Genomic DNA, 12,882 nt, shown 5'->3' with positions numbered 1-12,882 from the left:
GAACACCCTTGTCCTCCAGTGCGCGAGGGTTGCCCATGGAGATTGACCCGAACGATCGGCTTCTCCCGCCGGAGGAACCCGCCTCGCCACGCCAGCGCTGGCGGTTGAAGCTCGACCGGCCGGTCAGGCGCGTCCTGCCGCGCTCTCTCCTGGGCCGCTCCCTGCTGATCCTGTTGATTCCGCTTCTGGTGACGCAGGCGATCTCGCTGGAGCTGTTCTACGGTTCGCATCTCGATGTGGTGTCCCGCCGCCTGACCGGCGCCGTGGCGGGCGAGATCTCGGAAACCCTGCTGCTGCTGGAGCGCACCAAACGGGAGTCGGAGCGGCGCTGGATCATCGATTCCGCCGCCGCCCAGTTCCAGCTCGGACTGACCCTGCGCCCGCACGAGAAGCTTCTGCATGTCGGTTCCACCAACGTGCTGGGCCCGATGGACGAGGATCTGGCCGCCGCCCTGCAGCAGTCGATCCATCGCCCACTCAGCATCGATTGGCTGAGCGACCCGCATACGGTGAAGATCCAGATCCAGCTCACGGACGGGGTGCTGGAGGTGGATGCGCCCCGCAAACGTCTCGACGTCGGACCGATCTGGCTGTTCGTGGTTTGGGTCGCCGGTTCGGCGCTGCTCCTGTTCCTCGTCGCCGCCTTGTTCATGCGCAACCAGGTCCGGGCGATCCGGCGTCTGGCACGCGCGGCGGAAGCGTTCGGCATGGGGCGCGATCCCGGACCGATCCGCCCGGAAGGCGCGCAGGAGGTGCGCAAGGCCGCCAGCGCGTTCAACCGGATGCAGGAGCGCATCCTCCGCTTCGTCGCGCAGCGCACCGCCATGCTGGCCGGCGTGAGCCACGATCTGCGCACCCCGCTCACCCGTCTCCGGCTCACCCTGGCGATGATGCCGCAATCGGGTCAGGTCAGTGCCGAGACGTTGGCGCCGGACGTGGCCGAAATGGTGGCCGACGTCGCGGAGATGGACCGGATGATCGAGGGCTACCTCTCCTTCGCCCGCGGCGAGGGGGTGGAGCAGGCCGAACCCGTCTTCCTGCCCGCGCTTCTGGAGGAGGTGGCCGGGGCCGCATCCCGCGCCGGCGCCGAGATCCTGTCGGTGGAATCCGAACCGATGGGCGAGATCGTGCTCCGTCCCGGTGCGATCCGACGCGTCCTGTCGAATCTGCTGGAAAACGCACGTCGTCATGGCGGCCGCATCCGTCTGGCCGCGCTGGCGGATGCGCGCTGGGTGGTGATCCTGGTGGACGATGACGGGCCGGGTATCCCGGACCATAAGCGCGAACAGATGTTCCGCGCGTTCGAAAGCGGCGGCGAAGGCGGCACCGGCTTGGGTCTGACCATCGCCCGCGACATCATCCAGGCGCATGGCGGCGATATCTGGCTGGAGCAGAGCCCCTACGGCGGCCTCAGGGCGCGGATCAGACTGCCGTTCTGAACCGGTTCCAGACACGAAAAAACCCGGCTCCTTTCGAAACCGGGCTTGCCGACCAACGACATCCGCCGTGGCGGGATCAGGGCAGGGTGTTGCCCGCGCCGCCATGGCCGTAGCCGTTGTTCGAACCGAGACCGCCCAGACCGTTGCTGCCGAGCGTGTCGCCGCCCAGGCCCATCGGGTTGTAGCGGCCCACATTGCCGATGACCTGCTGCAGGAACGAGCTGTCGCTGCCCGGCGAAGGCGTGACGCGGGACGACATCGGCACGTCGTGCGCGTTGGCCTTGTCCAGACGACGGATGTTCTGCAGCGTGCCGCTCTGGTCGAAATTCAGCACCAGCACCTGCTGCTTCTCGACCTTGTCGCGCGCCAGAGGCACCGGAGCGGTGACTTCGCCGATATAGAACCAGATATTGTCGTCGAAAGTCGCACGCGCCGTGGGCGAACCCAGCAGGGCGCTCACATCGGCGCGGCTCATGCCGGGATGGAGCTGGTCGTAATCCTGCTTCTCGACGAACTGGCCACGCTCGGTCGGCAGCGGGGCGAACAGCCCGCAACCGCCCAGGGCGCCGGTGAGGCCGGTGGCCAGAAGGACCGCGAGAACAGGTGCCGGGCGGAAAGCGGTGCGCATGGTCGGGCGACGATCCTGTGCTTGAAGCGGACCGGTTGCCCGGCTGCATCGACATGCCCTAGTCAGAACCGACGTGGTACCGGATGTCGCGGCGCGAGCAACGCAGCCGACCCGTTCCACGCCGAACCAGTCAGGGCGCCCGCTCCGGGTGCCCGATCGGCCGAACCGTGTCAATCGTTGCGTCGGCGTGCGGTGTTCCGCGACCGACGCGAGCAGGAATATCGCGCCCATGTCCAGCGCATCATCCGAACCCGGCCGGTCCGGTTCCGCCCGCCCCGAATTGTCGCGCCGGGTGCAGATCAACAGCCTCGGCCGGCAGGACGGCGCCGGTCGCCGCGCGTCCGCAGAACAGGAGATCGTGGTCGAGGCCGATGCGGCCGAATGCGTCGCCCTGGCGAAGCGCCTGGGCGTGCCGGCGGTGCATGCGCTCCGTTGCCGGTTCCGCTTGTCCGGGGTCGACGGGCAGGGGCGCGTTTCGGCGGATGGGTTGCTGACCGCGACCCTGACCCGCGTTTGTGTCGCCAGCCTGGAGGAGTTCGACACCGAGCTGGTGGAGGCCTTCCGCGTGCGCTTCGTGCCGGCCGATCTCGACGGCGAAGCCGAGGATTCGCTCGACCCTGATGCCGATGACGACATTCCTTATGAAGGCACCCAGATCGATCTGGGCGAAGCGGCGGTGGAACAGGCGGCGCTGGCGATGGAGCCCTATCCGCGCAAGCCCGGCGTGTCGTTGCCCGGCGTGGAGGCGGTGGATGCCGCACCGGCCGGAACGGACGACCCGGACGGGCAGGAGCGGCCGAATCCGTTCGCGGTGCTGGCGAAGAGAACCCCTTCGTAACGTCCTTCCTTCAAGGTTTGCTTGCGAAACCCGGCGCCCTCTGTTAGACGCCGCCGCTCATTGAATACAGGTTCGCCCCGCGCGTTGGGCCGAACACCTGTTCGTCCTATCGAAACTGGAGGGGCTCAGGCCCATGGCTGTTCCCAAGAGAAAGACCTCGCCCTCTCGCCGCGGCATGCGGCGGAGCCACGAGGCGCTTCCCCGAGAGGCCCACAACGAGTGCGGCAATTGCGGCGAGCTGCGCCGTCCGCACCACGTCTGCGGCCATTGCGGTCATTACGACGGCCGTGAAGTCGTTCAGGCCGGCAAGGCCCTGAAGGCCGCCGTCCGTCTCTGACGCGAACACGGGCTGAACCGATGCCGCCTTCTTCGGGTGTGCCGCCCGAGGCGCCGGAAACGGGGTCTGAGACGGCTTCGGTAAAGGCTCCTCCCGCGCAGGCCGTATTCGCGCTAGCCATCGACGCCATGGGCGGCGATGGTGCGCCCGGGATCGTGATCGACGGTCTGGCCCGCGTCGCGGAGCGTCATCCCGGCATCCGTGTGCTTCTGGTCGGTGACGAAGCGGTGATCGCGCCGCTTCTGGCGCGCTCGCGTGCCAAGTCGATCTGCACCGTCCGGCATGCCGGCTCGGTGATCAGCAACGAGATCAAGGGAACCGCGGCACTCCGCCTGCGGGACTCGTCCATGCGCATGGCGATCGACGCCGTGGCGCAGGGCGAGGCTCTCGGCGTGGTTTCGGCCGGCAATTCCGGTGCGCTGCTGGCGCTCGCCAAGATCGTCGTGAAAACCATCCCCGGAATCGACCGCCCGGCCCTGGCCGCCATCAGCCCATCCGCCGGTGGCGACGTGGTGATGCTCGATCTGGGTGCGAACGTCGCCTGCGACAGCCGCAATCTGGCCGAGTTCGCCATCATGGGCGAAGCCTTCGCCTCCGTCGTGCTGGGCCTGCCGGCGCCCACGATCGGGCTGCTGAATGTCGGCTCCGAACAGATGAAGGGCGACGATCGCATCCGTCAGGCGGCTGACATGCTGCGGACGAGCCCGATCGCCAACCAGTTCCACGGCTTCGTGGAAGGTCACGACATCACCGCCGGCACGACCGACGTGGTGGTGACGGACGGCTTCACCGGCAACGTCGCGCTGAAAACGGGCGAGGGGGCGATGAAGCTCGCCGGCTCGCTCCTGAAGCAGGTGTTCAAGGCCAGCCTGCTGTCGCGCATCGCCTATCTGCTGGCGCGTCCCGGTCTGGACCGGATGCGCGAATGGCTCGATCCGCGCCGCTACAACGGCGCCGTGCTGCTGGGCTTGAATGGCGTGGTGGTGAAGTCGCATGGTGGCGCCGATGCGGAAGGCTTCGCCCATGCCGTCGACGTGGCGATGGACATGGTCACGCACCGATTCAACGAGCGCATCCGCGAAAGCCTGAGCCGGTTCGAGGCCGGCCGAATCGCTTCGGCGGTGGCCGAGAATCCGGCAACCGCTTCTTCCGACGAACCTGTCGCGAGCAGGCTCGCCACCACCGGCTGAAGGATCGGGCGCCGTCGCGTCGGCACCCGCTTCCGGCCCGTTGATTGACGGAACAGCATGTCGTTTCGCTCCAGCTTCCTCGGCGTCGGCACCTACCTCCCGGAGCGCGTGGTTTCCAACGCGGCGCTCGCCGAGCGTGTCGACACCTCCGACGAATGGATCCGCGAGCGCACGGGCATTACCCAGCGTTATCTCGCCGGGCCGCACGAGACCTGCAGCTTCATGGCGATCGAAGCCGCCCGTCGCGCGCTCGCTCACGCAGGCGTCGCAGGCGAGAGCGTCGATGCGGTGATCGTCGCCACCGCCACGCCCGATCAGGCGTTTCCCGCCACCGCCGTCCGCGTCCAGGCCGCGATCGGCGCCGGCGGGTTCGGTTTCGACCTGTCCGCCGCGTGCAGCGGCTTCATCTATGCCCTGTCCGTCGCCGATTCGATGATCCGCGGCGGCACCGCCCGCCGGGTCATGGTGATCGGTTCGGAGGTCTATTCCCGTATCCTCGATTGGGAAGACCGCACCACCTGCGTGCTGTTCGGCGACGGGGCCGGCGCGGTTCTGCTGGGGGCCGGTCCGGCCGACGGGCCGGGGCTGCTCTCCACCCACCTCCATTCAGACGGCAGCTTCGGCGACCTCCTGTTCGTGGACGGTGCGGTGGGCCTGCGCGAATCGTCCGGCTGCCTGCGCATGAACGGACGCGAGGTGTTTCGCCATGCCGTCGCCAAGCTGGCCGGCGCGGTGGACGAGGCTCTCGCGACCAACGACCTCACCTATGCGGACGTGGACTGGCTGGTGCCGCACCAGGCCAACAAGCGGATCATCGACGCCATGGGCAAGAAGCTTGGTCTGGCCGCCGATCGCGTGGTGGTCACCGTGGACCGTCACGCCAACACCTCCGCCGCCTCCATTCCGCTCGCCTTTGCAGAGGCGGTGCAGGACGGGCGCATCCGAACCGGCGACCTCGTTCTGATGGAAGCGCTCGGCGGCGGTCTGACCTGGGGTTCCGCACTGCTGCGCATGTGACGGTGGCAGCCGGGATACAGTCCGGACCCCTCTTGCACTTTCTGCCCGCAATCCCCACCCGCAACGGTTTGACGGTGCTTTCCGCCGTGCTTACGGTCGCTAGATGAGCACCGTCACCCGCGCCGGCCTCGCCGAACACATCTACACCCAGGTCGGTTTGTCGCGGAACGAATCGGCCGAGCTGCTGGAAGCCGTGCTGGACCGCATCTCCGATGCGCTGGCCGCGGGCGATCCGGTCAAGATCAGTGGGTTTGGTACCTTCACCGTCCGCCAGAAGGGCAGGCGCGTCGGTCGCAACCCGAAGACCGGCGTCGAAGTGCCGATCCTGCCGCGCTCTGTTCTGGTGTTCCGCCCCAGCCAGGTGCTGAAGGCGCGCGTGAACGGGCGCGACCCGTCGGGCGAGGATGACGCGGCATGACCGACCACGAGGAGTGGCCGTCGGACGACGCCGCGCAGGACGAGCATCACGGCGAGGACGCACGGCCGGAAGAGCCGAGCACGCGCCTGAAGAAAAGCCCGTCCGCTTTCCGCACCATCAGCGAGGTCGCGGACGATCTTCACATTCCGCAGCACGTGCTGCGCTTCTGGGAAACCCGGTTTCCTCAGGTGAAGCCGCTGAAGCGCGGCGGCGGCCGGCGCTATTACCGCCCGGACGACATCGCCCTGCTGCGCCGGATTTCCGACCTGCTCTATATCCAAGGCTACACCATCAAAGGCGTGCAGCGCCTGCTGCGCGAAGGCGACGGCACGCTGACCGGCGATCTGCCGCCGCCGGAGGTGGCCGAGCGCGACGACGAGGTCCTGTTTCCGCCCAGACAGGCGGCGCCCCCACCGCCGCCGGAGCCTGAACCCACGCCCGAACCGGCCGGTCCCGCGCCGGAACTGGTGGCGCTGGAGACCGAGAACCAGCGCCTGCGCCGGATGCTCCGGTCGGTGCTGGGCGAGCTGGAACAGATCCGGGAGCATTTCCCGTACTGAAGCACGAGGGGAACGGCACGGTGCGGGTTGCCTGACCGCCCGCCCCCTGCTAGACCCCGCCGTGCCGAAGGCATTCGGGCAGTAGCGCAGCCTGGTAGCGCATCAGTCTGGGGGACTGGGGGTCGTGGGTTCGAATCCCGCCTGCCCGACCAAAACGCCCCACCTCCCTCACGTCGTTTGGATGATCTCTCCCTGCGGCTCCTGCGCAGGGTCGGTGTATTCCCGCCAGAGCAGGATCAGCGCGGCCATAATGGCCGGGCCAACGAACAGCCCGATCAGGCCCCAGGCTTCCACGCCGCCCAGAATCCCCAGCAGCACCCACAGGAAGGGCAGCTTGGTCGCGCCGCCGATCAGCACCGGCCTGACGAAGTGGTCGGCGACGAACACCACGATCATGCCGACCGCGAACAGCACGATCGCCCCGACCGTCGCACCCTGCGCCAGCACCAGCGCCGAAGCGAGGCCGATCGCCAGCACGGCGCAGAACGGGATCATGGCGGCGACGGCGGTGATCAGGCCGAACAAGGTCGGATGCGGCGTGCCGGCGACGGCATAGGCGAACCCCATCAGCACGCCTTCGCCGAGACCCACCAGCACCAGACCGTCCACCGTGCCGTGCACGGAGGCGACCATCTGCCGCGCCACGCGCTCGCCACGCGCGCCGAACGCGCGACGACTCGCCACCAGCAGACGCTCGGTCACCGACTCGCCCTCGCGGAACAGGAAGAACAGGGTGATCAGGCTGAACGCGAACAAGGTCGCGCGATGCGCGACCTGGGTGCCGAGCTGGCGGGTGACGCGGAAACTGCTCGGCGATTTCATGGTGTCAAACAGGTCGTTGGCATCGTCCGGATCGGCCAGATGCTGTTGCCACCAGGCGGTGGCCTGCTCGTGCGCCACCGGCAGACGGTGTACCCAGCCCGGCACGGGCACGCCGGTCCGTCTCGCATGCTCCATCCAGGCCAGCACGCCCTGCGCCTCCCGTGCCGCTTCCAAAGCGATCAGGGAAAGCGGCACCAGGAACACCAGGGCGATGCCGGCGGTGAACAGCAAAGGCAGCAGCATGTTGTGCTTGCCGGGCGGCCAGCGTCGCTTGGCGCGCTGGAACAGCGGCCAGGTGGCGATGGCGAAGATCACCGCCCAGGCCAGGGCCGGCAGGAAGTCGCGCAGGGTGAAGATGCCCAGGATCGCCATGATGGTGGCCAGCGCGGCGCGGGCGAGCTGCTGGTTGCCGGCACGGCGATTGGCGGCCTGTTCCGGTGTCTGTTCCGTGCCGGAATCGCGTGCTGCGGCCAGAATGCGGTCCATCCGTCTCGTTGCTCCACACGCGGCGCCGCCGAAGAACGGGCCGTTCGTGTCTTAGGTTTGCGCGGTTTGCCGCCCGGAAGCGAGAGGCGCTCTTGACGCCCCTCCCATCGCTCGGGGCCTGATAGGGTTCGACCGCTCCGTTCGACCTTCGCACCGGGACCCGACGCATGCCGCATCCGAGCACCCCCACAGGCCGCCTGCATCATCTCGCCGCCACCCCCGCCAGCATCCAGCTCGGCATCTTCGATGCGCGCATCCCACCGGTGATCGAGATCGAGCCGGGCGACACGGTGGAGCTGGAATGCCTCAGCGGCGGCCCGGAAGTGATGCCGACCGATCTCACCGCCTTTCCGATCCCGCCCGTGCTTCAGGCGATCCACGCCGCCGGACTCCCCCGCATCGGCACGCACATGACCACCGGTCCGGTGGCGGTGCGCGGCGCCGAGCCCGGCGACATGCTGGAAGTGCGGATCGATTCGGTCGTGCCGACCTCCGACTGGGGCTATTGCGGCATCCGTCCTCTGGCCGGAACGATCCCGGACGATTTCGACACCAGGCTCATGACCCATATCCCGGTCGACCGGGCGCGCGGCACCTGCCGTCTGCCCTGGGGACCGGAACTGACCCTGGCGCCGTTCTTCGGCATCATGGGGGTGGCGCCGCCGCTGTCGTTCGGCCGGCTGTCCTCGCGTGAGCCGCGCTGCTTCGGCGGCAATCTGGACAACAAGGAACTGGTCGCCGGCAGCACGCTCTACCTGCCGGTGTTCGTGCCGGGGGCGAACTTCCTGGCCGGAGACGGGCACGGGCTGCAGGGCGACGGCGAGGTCTGCGTGAACGCGCTGGAGATGTCGCTCACCGGCCGCTTCACCTTGATCCTGCATAAGGGTTCCCCGGAAGCGCCGCTTTTGCGCACGCCCTATGCCGAAACCCCGACCCACTGGATCAGCATGGGCCTGCACGAGGATCTCGATCAGGCGATGAAGGGCGCGCTGCGGGAGATGATCGCGCTGATCTGCTCCCGCACCACGTTGTCGCGCGAACAGGCCTACCAGACCTGCTCCCTGGCGGTGGATTTCCGCGTCACCCAGACGGTGAACGGCGAGAAGGGGGTGCATGGCATGCTGCGCAAGGGGCTGTTGTTCTGATCCGCACCGCTCTGCTGTTGTCGCTGGGGCTGCTGGCCGGCTGCGCAACGGTTCCGGCACATCCGCCGCGGGACGTGATCGTCGATACCGATCTCGGCGACGATCTCGACGACGCCTTCGCCCTGGCGTTGGTGCTGCACGCGCCGTCGCTGCATCTGTTGGCCGTCTCCACCAGCCTCGGCGACACCACGCTGCGGGCCCGCCTCGCGCGACGGTTCCTCGATGCGAACGGGCGCGGCGATGTGCCGGTATTCGCTGGACCGGCCACCGCGCCGCATACGGGCTTCACCCAGGCCGTCTACGCGCGAGGCGGTCCGATCCCGCCGGGCGGTTTTCCGGATGCCGTTGAAGGCGTCCTGACCCGTCTCCGCGCCGCGCCGGAGCACAGCATCACCCTGATCGCTCTGGCGCCGATGACGACCGTGGGCGCGATGGTCCGGCGCGACCCGTCGGCGTTCCACAGGTTGCGCGCCGTGGTGATGATGGGCGGCTCGATCCGGCGCGGCTATCCGTTCGGGCCGACGCGCGGCAGCGGACCGGACCCGGAATACAACGTCGTCTGCGATCCGGCCGGATTACGTGCTGTCCTGGCCTCCGGCGTGCCGGTCGAGATGATGCCGCTGGACGCGACGCTGGTGCCGCTCGACCCGGCCGATCGCGATGTGATCCTGGGCCGGCCGGACGAGGCGGCGCTGCGATCCTTGTTCGCGGAATGGCACCGGAACAGCCCCTATGGCGACCATCCGACATTGTTCGATGTGGTGCCGGTGGCGCATCTGCTGCAATCGGATCTGTGCCGGGAAGAGCCGATGCGGATCGTCGTCGACGAGGACGGGCTGACCCGGCCGGTGCCGGGACCGCCGAACGCGCAGGTCTGCCTCGGGATCGACCCGAAGGCGGTGAACACCCTGCTGCGCGATGCCCTGACGCAGTGAACCCGGAGCCGGCGCGAACCGGCTCCGGGGCAGGCGATCAGTTCTGCTGCAGACGGGCCGCGGCGAACTCGTAATTGGCCAGCTTGTCCAGGAAGTTGGTCACGTAGTCCGGACGGCGGTTCTGGAAGTCGAGATAGTAGGAGTGCTCCCACACATCGAGACCCAGCAGCGCGGTGCCCGAGCCTTCGGCCAGCGGGTTGGAGCCGTTGGCGGTCTTGGTGACCTTCAGCTTGCCGTCGCTGCCCAGCACCAGCCAGGCCCAGCCGGAGCCGAACTGGGTGGTGGCGGCGGTCTTGAACGCGTCCTTGAACGCTTCGACGCTGCCGAAATCGGACACGATCTTGCTTTCCAGCGCGCCCGGAATGCCGCCGCCGGTCGGCGACAGGCCCTGCCAGAACAGGATGTGGTTCCAGTGCTGGCCGGCGTTGTTGAACACCGGCGCCATGTCGGCCTTGCCGTGGCTCAGGGTGACGATCTCGTCCAGGGACTTGCCCTGGAGCGCCTCGTTCTTCTCCACGAAGCCGTTCAGCGCCGTGACATAGGCCTGGTGATGCTTGCCGTGATGCAGTTCCAGAGTCTGCTGGCCCATGCTCTTGGAGGCCAGGGCATTGGCCGGATAGGGCAGGGCGGGAAGTTCGAAAGCCATGAGCGTTTCTCCTGGTGAGGCTCGGGGAAGAGCTATGGGGTCGCTGCCGCGAGCGTCAAGGCGTGCAGGCATGACTTGCCCGTGCCGCTCGCCCGGAGCATCACACGCCGCATGCCGAACCAACGCGCACCGGATGCCGGTCGTTTCACCACGGAAGCGAGCGCCGTCGATCCCGACCGCTTCCTGTGCATCGCCCCGGCACCCGCCGCCTTGCGCGAGCCCCTGGCCGCGTTGATCCTGTTCAACCACGAGCTGGTGCGCGCCACCGAACTGCCCTCCGCCCGCTCCGGCGCCGGGCCGATCGCGGCGCTGATCCGGCTGCAGTGGTGGCGCGAGGTGGTCGGCAACGAGCGCGACGACTGGCACAACCAGCCGGTTGCCGTCGCGATCCGCGACCTGCTGGAACAGGGCCGGGTGCCGCCCGATGCGCTGCTGAGCATGATCGCCGCACGCGAAGCCGAGGCGGAAGGCGGTCTCGGCGTGGCAGAATGGCGCCTCGTCCTGCTTGGCGGCGCCGGTGGGCTGCAACGCGCGATCGGCGCCGTGCTGGGCGTCGCGGCCAGCGCCTCGAGCCGTCTCGCCGATGTGGGCGCCGCCTTCGCCTGCGGCGCGCTTCGGCGCTATCTGCCGGCCCTGCTGGCCGCCGAACGCGACGTCCTGCCCGACGGCATCGCCGATCTGGATCTCCCGTCCCAGCGCGCCTTTCTGGCCGAGCAGGGCGAACGTTTCCTCGCTGACGCGACCGGTCCCCGGCTGCCGCGCGGACAGAACTGCGCGCTCTCGCCTCTCGTGCTCGCACGGCGCGATCTGCACGGCGACCCAGCCCGGTTCGACCGGACCGGCGGCGCGCGCGGCATCGGCGACCGTCTGGCGGTGATCGCCGCCGGGCTGCGCTGACCCCTTTACCGGACCGAAACGAACCCGCCTGCTTCCGAACCGTCTTGAAAGGCTGAACATCCCTCCAGGAGCGACGCATGGGTTACGAGGCGATCCACACGGACGGTCTGGCCCTGGTCACGGGCGGCGCGTCCGGCATCGGTCTGGCCGCCTGTCGCCGCTTCGCCGCCGCCGGCATGCGCATCGCCATCGCCGACCGGCCCGGCCCGGCGCTGGAACGCGCGGTGGAAAGCGTCGCCGCCGAAACCGGGGCGGGGGCGGTGCGCGGCTTCGGGCTCGACATCGCCGAGCGGGACGAGGTGCGGGGCATGGTCGCCGCCGTCACCGGCTGGGGCGGCCGCATCGACGTGGCGATGGCCAACGCCGCGATCCAGCCCGGCAGCGCCATCCCCGGCGAGGACCGGAGCTGGGACGACATTCTCGCGGTGAACCTGCACGGGGTGATCGAGACCGTCCGCGCCGTCCTGCCAGGCATGACCGAAACCGACGCGCCCGGCCTGATCGTCGTTTCCGGCTCCAAGCAGGGCATCACCACCCCGCCCGGCGACCCGGCCTACAACGTCGCCAAGGCGGGCGTGAAGGCCTTCACCGAGGCGGTGCAGCACATGCTGCGCAACCGGGAGGGATGCCGGGTCAGCGCGCATCTGCTGATCCCCGGCTTCGTCTGGACCGGCCTGACCCGCGGCGGGCGCACGGAGAAGCCCGAGGCGGCCTGGACGCCGGACCAGACCGTCGCCTTCATGCTCGAACGGCTCGAAGCCGGCGATTTCTACATCCTGTGCCCGGACAACGACGTGTCCCGCGCCACCGACGAGAAGCGCATCCTGTGGGCCGCCGGCGACATCGTCGAGAACCGCCCGCCTTTGTCACGGTGGCATCCGGACCACGCCGAGGCGTTCAGCCGCTTCCTGCGCGGCTGAACGCCCTGCTCAGGCCGCCCGCAGCGCTGAACGCGGCGCCATCCTGTGCCGGCCGTAGAGCGACAGCAGCCAGCCGCCGAAATAGCCCGCCGTGGCGCCGGAGATCGCGGCGGCGACGGAAAGGGTCGTCGGGCTCGGCGGCTGCTGAACCGCCACGGTGACGGCCGAACCGTATTTCAGCACGAACACCAGCAGGCTCCGCACGAGCGGCCCCGCACTGCCGCCGCGACGCACCAGCCCGGTGTCCGGGTCCACCGCATGCAAGGTCGGCCCCGTCAGCAGCCCCAGGGGCGACAGGATCGCCGCCGCGGCCAGCCAGCATCCGATCTGCACCGCGCCGGGATGGCCGGACAGCATCGTCTCGACGCCCCAGGCCGCGAACAGTACCGGCACCACCACCATCCGCCGCAGCGAGACGGTCTGGTCCTTGAGGGCGCAGGCACCCTGGTAGACGAGATAGGCGAGCATGGCCCAGACCCAGACCGGGGTGTGGCGGATGATCTGCTCGATGAACATGGCGTCGGAGCTCCGAGAAAAGAACGACCTCCCGGTGCCCGCTTCGCCCGTGTTGCCGCAATGGCGGCTTCGCGGAATGCGGCGCGCC

The 12,882-nt window shown here is 68.9% G+C and carries 15 protein-coding genes and 1 tRNA gene; 12 read left to right on the top strand and 4 right to left on the bottom strand.

Annotated features, from left to right (window positions below; genetic code table 11):
• The first annotated feature begins 35 nt into the window (after positions 1–35).
• On the top strand, positions 36–1,439 hold the full coding sequence (locus tag ACZ5BM_RS02325; protein ID WP_498909722.1) for a two-component system sensor histidine kinase family protein: 1,404 nt from the start codon (positions 36–38) through the stop codon (positions 1,437–1,439).
• A gap of 76 nt (positions 1,440–1,515) precedes the next feature.
• Here the strand turns inward: ACZ5BM_RS02325 and ACZ5BM_RS02320 are convergent, their stop codons facing one another.
• The gene (locus ACZ5BM_RS02320; RefSeq protein ID WP_498909721.1) at positions 1,516–2,067 is read right to left on the bottom strand and encodes an outer membrane protein assembly factor BamE; all 552 of its coding nucleotides are present in this window, start codon (positions 2,065–2,067) and stop codon (positions 1,516–1,518) included.
• A gap of 229 nt (positions 2,068–2,296) precedes the next feature.
• Here ACZ5BM_RS02320 and ACZ5BM_RS02315 point away from each other — a divergent pair, with 229 nt between their 5' ends.
• The 7 genes from ACZ5BM_RS02315 to ACZ5BM_RS02285 all read left to right on the top strand — a co-directional run bounded on the left by ACZ5BM_RS02315 (position 2,297) and on the right by ACZ5BM_RS02285 (position 6,579).
• Complete coding sequence (locus ACZ5BM_RS02315) at positions 2,297–2,905, top strand: YceD family protein (RefSeq protein ID WP_498909720.1); 609 nt, start codon at positions 2,297–2,299, stop codon at positions 2,903–2,905.
• A 133-nt stretch (positions 2,906–3,038) separates the two neighbouring features.
• On the top strand, positions 3,039–3,242 hold the full coding sequence (gene rpmF, locus ACZ5BM_RS02310) for a 50S ribosomal protein L32 (protein WP_422864873.1): 204 nt from the start codon (positions 3,039–3,041) through the stop codon (positions 3,240–3,242).
• A gap of 20 nt (positions 3,243–3,262) precedes the next feature.
• The gene (gene plsX, locus ACZ5BM_RS02305) at positions 3,263–4,432 is read left to right on the top strand and encodes a phosphate acyltransferase (protein WP_498909719.1); all 1,170 of its coding nucleotides are present in this window, start codon (positions 3,263–3,265) and stop codon (positions 4,430–4,432) included.
• Positions 4,433–4,489: 57 nt separating this feature from the next.
• Positions 4,490–5,449, top strand: a complete 960-nt coding sequence (locus ACZ5BM_RS02300; protein ID WP_498909718.1) for a beta-ketoacyl-ACP synthase III — start codon at positions 4,490–4,492, stop codon at positions 5,447–5,449.
• A 103-nt stretch (positions 5,450–5,552) separates the two neighbouring features.
• Positions 5,553–5,867, top strand: coding sequence for an integration host factor subunit alpha (locus ACZ5BM_RS02295; RefSeq protein WP_498909717.1), 315 nt, complete (start codon positions 5,553–5,555; stop codon positions 5,865–5,867).
• Positions 5,864–6,427: a MerR family transcriptional regulator gene (locus ACZ5BM_RS02290; protein ID WP_498909716.1), complete on the top strand. Its 564-nt coding sequence runs from the start codon at positions 5,864–5,866 to the stop codon at positions 6,425–6,427. The genes ACZ5BM_RS02295 and ACZ5BM_RS02290 overlap by 4 nt, the downstream gene beginning before the upstream one ends.
• A 75-nt stretch (positions 6,428–6,502) precedes the next feature.
• Positions 6,503–6,579 (top strand) — tRNA-Pro (locus tag ACZ5BM_RS02285).
• 16 nt (positions 6,580–6,595) lie between these two features.
• Here the strand turns inward: ACZ5BM_RS02285 and ACZ5BM_RS02280 are convergent.
• The gene (locus ACZ5BM_RS02280) at positions 6,596–7,735 is read right to left on the bottom strand and encodes an AI-2E family transporter (protein ID WP_498909715.1); all 1,140 of its coding nucleotides are present in this window, start codon (positions 7,733–7,735) and stop codon (positions 6,596–6,598) included.
• A 167-nt stretch (positions 7,736–7,902) separates the two neighbouring features.
• Between ACZ5BM_RS02280 and ACZ5BM_RS02275 the strand changes: the two genes are divergently transcribed.
• Both ACZ5BM_RS02275 and ACZ5BM_RS02270 read left to right on the top strand, forming a co-directional pair.
• Positions 7,903–8,880 carry an acetamidase/formamidase family protein gene (locus tag ACZ5BM_RS02275; RefSeq protein ID WP_498909714.1) on the top strand — a complete coding sequence of 326 codons (978 nt, stop codon included), beginning with the start codon at positions 7,903–7,905 and terminating at the stop codon, positions 8,878–8,880.
• A gap of 17 nt (positions 8,881–8,897) precedes the next feature.
• Entirely contained in the window at positions 8,898–9,815 is a 918-nt protein-coding gene (locus ACZ5BM_RS02270) for a nucleoside hydrolase (RefSeq protein ID WP_498909713.1), read from the top strand.
• A 37-nt stretch (positions 9,816–9,852) separates the two neighbouring features.
• Here ACZ5BM_RS02270 and ACZ5BM_RS02265 read toward each other — a convergent pair whose 3' ends face one another.
• The gene (locus tag ACZ5BM_RS02265; RefSeq protein ID WP_498909712.1) at positions 9,853–10,461 is read right to left on the bottom strand and encodes a superoxide dismutase; all 609 of its coding nucleotides are present in this window, start codon (positions 10,459–10,461) and stop codon (positions 9,853–9,855) included.
• Between the two features lie 111 nt (positions 10,462–10,572).
• On the opposite strand from ACZ5BM_RS02265, the gene ACZ5BM_RS02260 reads away from it, so the two are divergent.
• Both ACZ5BM_RS02260 and ACZ5BM_RS02255 read left to right on the top strand, forming a co-directional pair.
• Complete coding sequence (locus ACZ5BM_RS02260; RefSeq protein ID WP_498909711.1) at positions 10,573–11,358, top strand: squalene/phytoene synthase family protein; 786 nt, start codon at positions 10,573–10,575, stop codon at positions 11,356–11,358.
• A 77-nt stretch (positions 11,359–11,435) separates the two neighbouring features.
• Positions 11,436–12,278, top strand: coding sequence for an SDR family NAD(P)-dependent oxidoreductase (locus tag ACZ5BM_RS02255; protein WP_498909710.1), 843 nt, complete (start codon positions 11,436–11,438; stop codon positions 12,276–12,278).
• A 9-nt stretch (positions 12,279–12,287) separates the two neighbouring features.
• Here the strand turns inward: ACZ5BM_RS02255 and ACZ5BM_RS02250 are convergent, their stop codons facing one another.
• Positions 12,288–12,794 carry a DUF6622 family protein gene (locus ACZ5BM_RS02250; RefSeq protein ID WP_498909709.1) on the bottom strand — a complete coding sequence of 169 codons (507 nt, stop codon included), beginning with the start codon at positions 12,792–12,794 and terminating at the stop codon, positions 12,288–12,290.
• Positions 12,795–12,882 lie beyond the last annotated feature (88 nt).

The organism is Lichenicola sp. GTC18331 (assembly GCF_055386855.1).
The sequence above is the reverse complement of the archived record's forward strand: the minus strand, read 5'-3'. Positions and strand labels throughout refer to the sequence as shown.

Excerpts from the sequence above, each read along its gene's own strand:
- ACZ5BM_RS02325 (WP_498909722.1), top strand. The coding sequence starts at position 36 with ATGGAGATTGACCCGAACGATCGGCTTCTCCCGCCGGAGGAACCCGCC.
- ACZ5BM_RS02320 (WP_498909721.1), bottom strand. The coding sequence starts at position 2,067 with ATGCGCACCGCTTTCCGCCCGGCACCTGTTCTCGCGGTCCTTCTGGCC.
- ACZ5BM_RS02315 (WP_498909720.1), top strand. The coding sequence starts at position 2,297 with ATGTCCAGCGCATCATCCGAACCCGGCCGGTCCGGTTCCGCCCGCCCC.
- rpmF (WP_422864873.1), top strand. The coding sequence starts at position 3,039 with ATGGCTGTTCCCAAGAGAAAGACCTCGCCCTCTCGCCGCGGCATGCGG.
- plsX (WP_498909719.1), top strand. The coding sequence starts at position 3,263 with ATGCCGCCTTCTTCGGGTGTGCCGCCCGAGGCGCCGGAAACGGGGTCT.
- ACZ5BM_RS02300 (WP_498909718.1), top strand. The coding sequence starts at position 4,490 with ATGTCGTTTCGCTCCAGCTTCCTCGGCGTCGGCACCTACCTCCCGGAG.
- ACZ5BM_RS02295 (WP_498909717.1), top strand. The coding sequence starts at position 5,553 with ATGAGCACCGTCACCCGCGCCGGCCTCGCCGAACACATCTACACCCAG.
- ACZ5BM_RS02290 (WP_498909716.1), top strand. The coding sequence starts at position 5,864 with ATGACCGACCACGAGGAGTGGCCGTCGGACGACGCCGCGCAGGACGAG.
- ACZ5BM_RS02280 (WP_498909715.1), bottom strand. The coding sequence starts at position 7,735 with ATGGACCGCATTCTGGCCGCAGCACGCGATTCCGGCACGGAACAGACA.
- ACZ5BM_RS02275 (WP_498909714.1), top strand. The coding sequence starts at position 7,903 with ATGCCGCATCCGAGCACCCCCACAGGCCGCCTGCATCATCTCGCCGCC.
- ACZ5BM_RS02265 (WP_498909712.1), bottom strand. The coding sequence starts at position 10,461 with ATGGCTTTCGAACTTCCCGCCCTGCCCTATCCGGCCAATGCCCTGGCC.
- ACZ5BM_RS02260 (WP_498909711.1), top strand. The coding sequence starts at position 10,573 with ATGCCGAACCAACGCGCACCGGATGCCGGTCGTTTCACCACGGAAGCG.
- ACZ5BM_RS02255 (WP_498909710.1), top strand. The coding sequence starts at position 11,436 with ATGGGTTACGAGGCGATCCACACGGACGGTCTGGCCCTGGTCACGGGC.
- ACZ5BM_RS02250 (WP_498909709.1), bottom strand. The coding sequence starts at position 12,794 with ATGTTCATCGAGCAGATCATCCGCCACACCCCGGTCTGGGTCTGGGCC.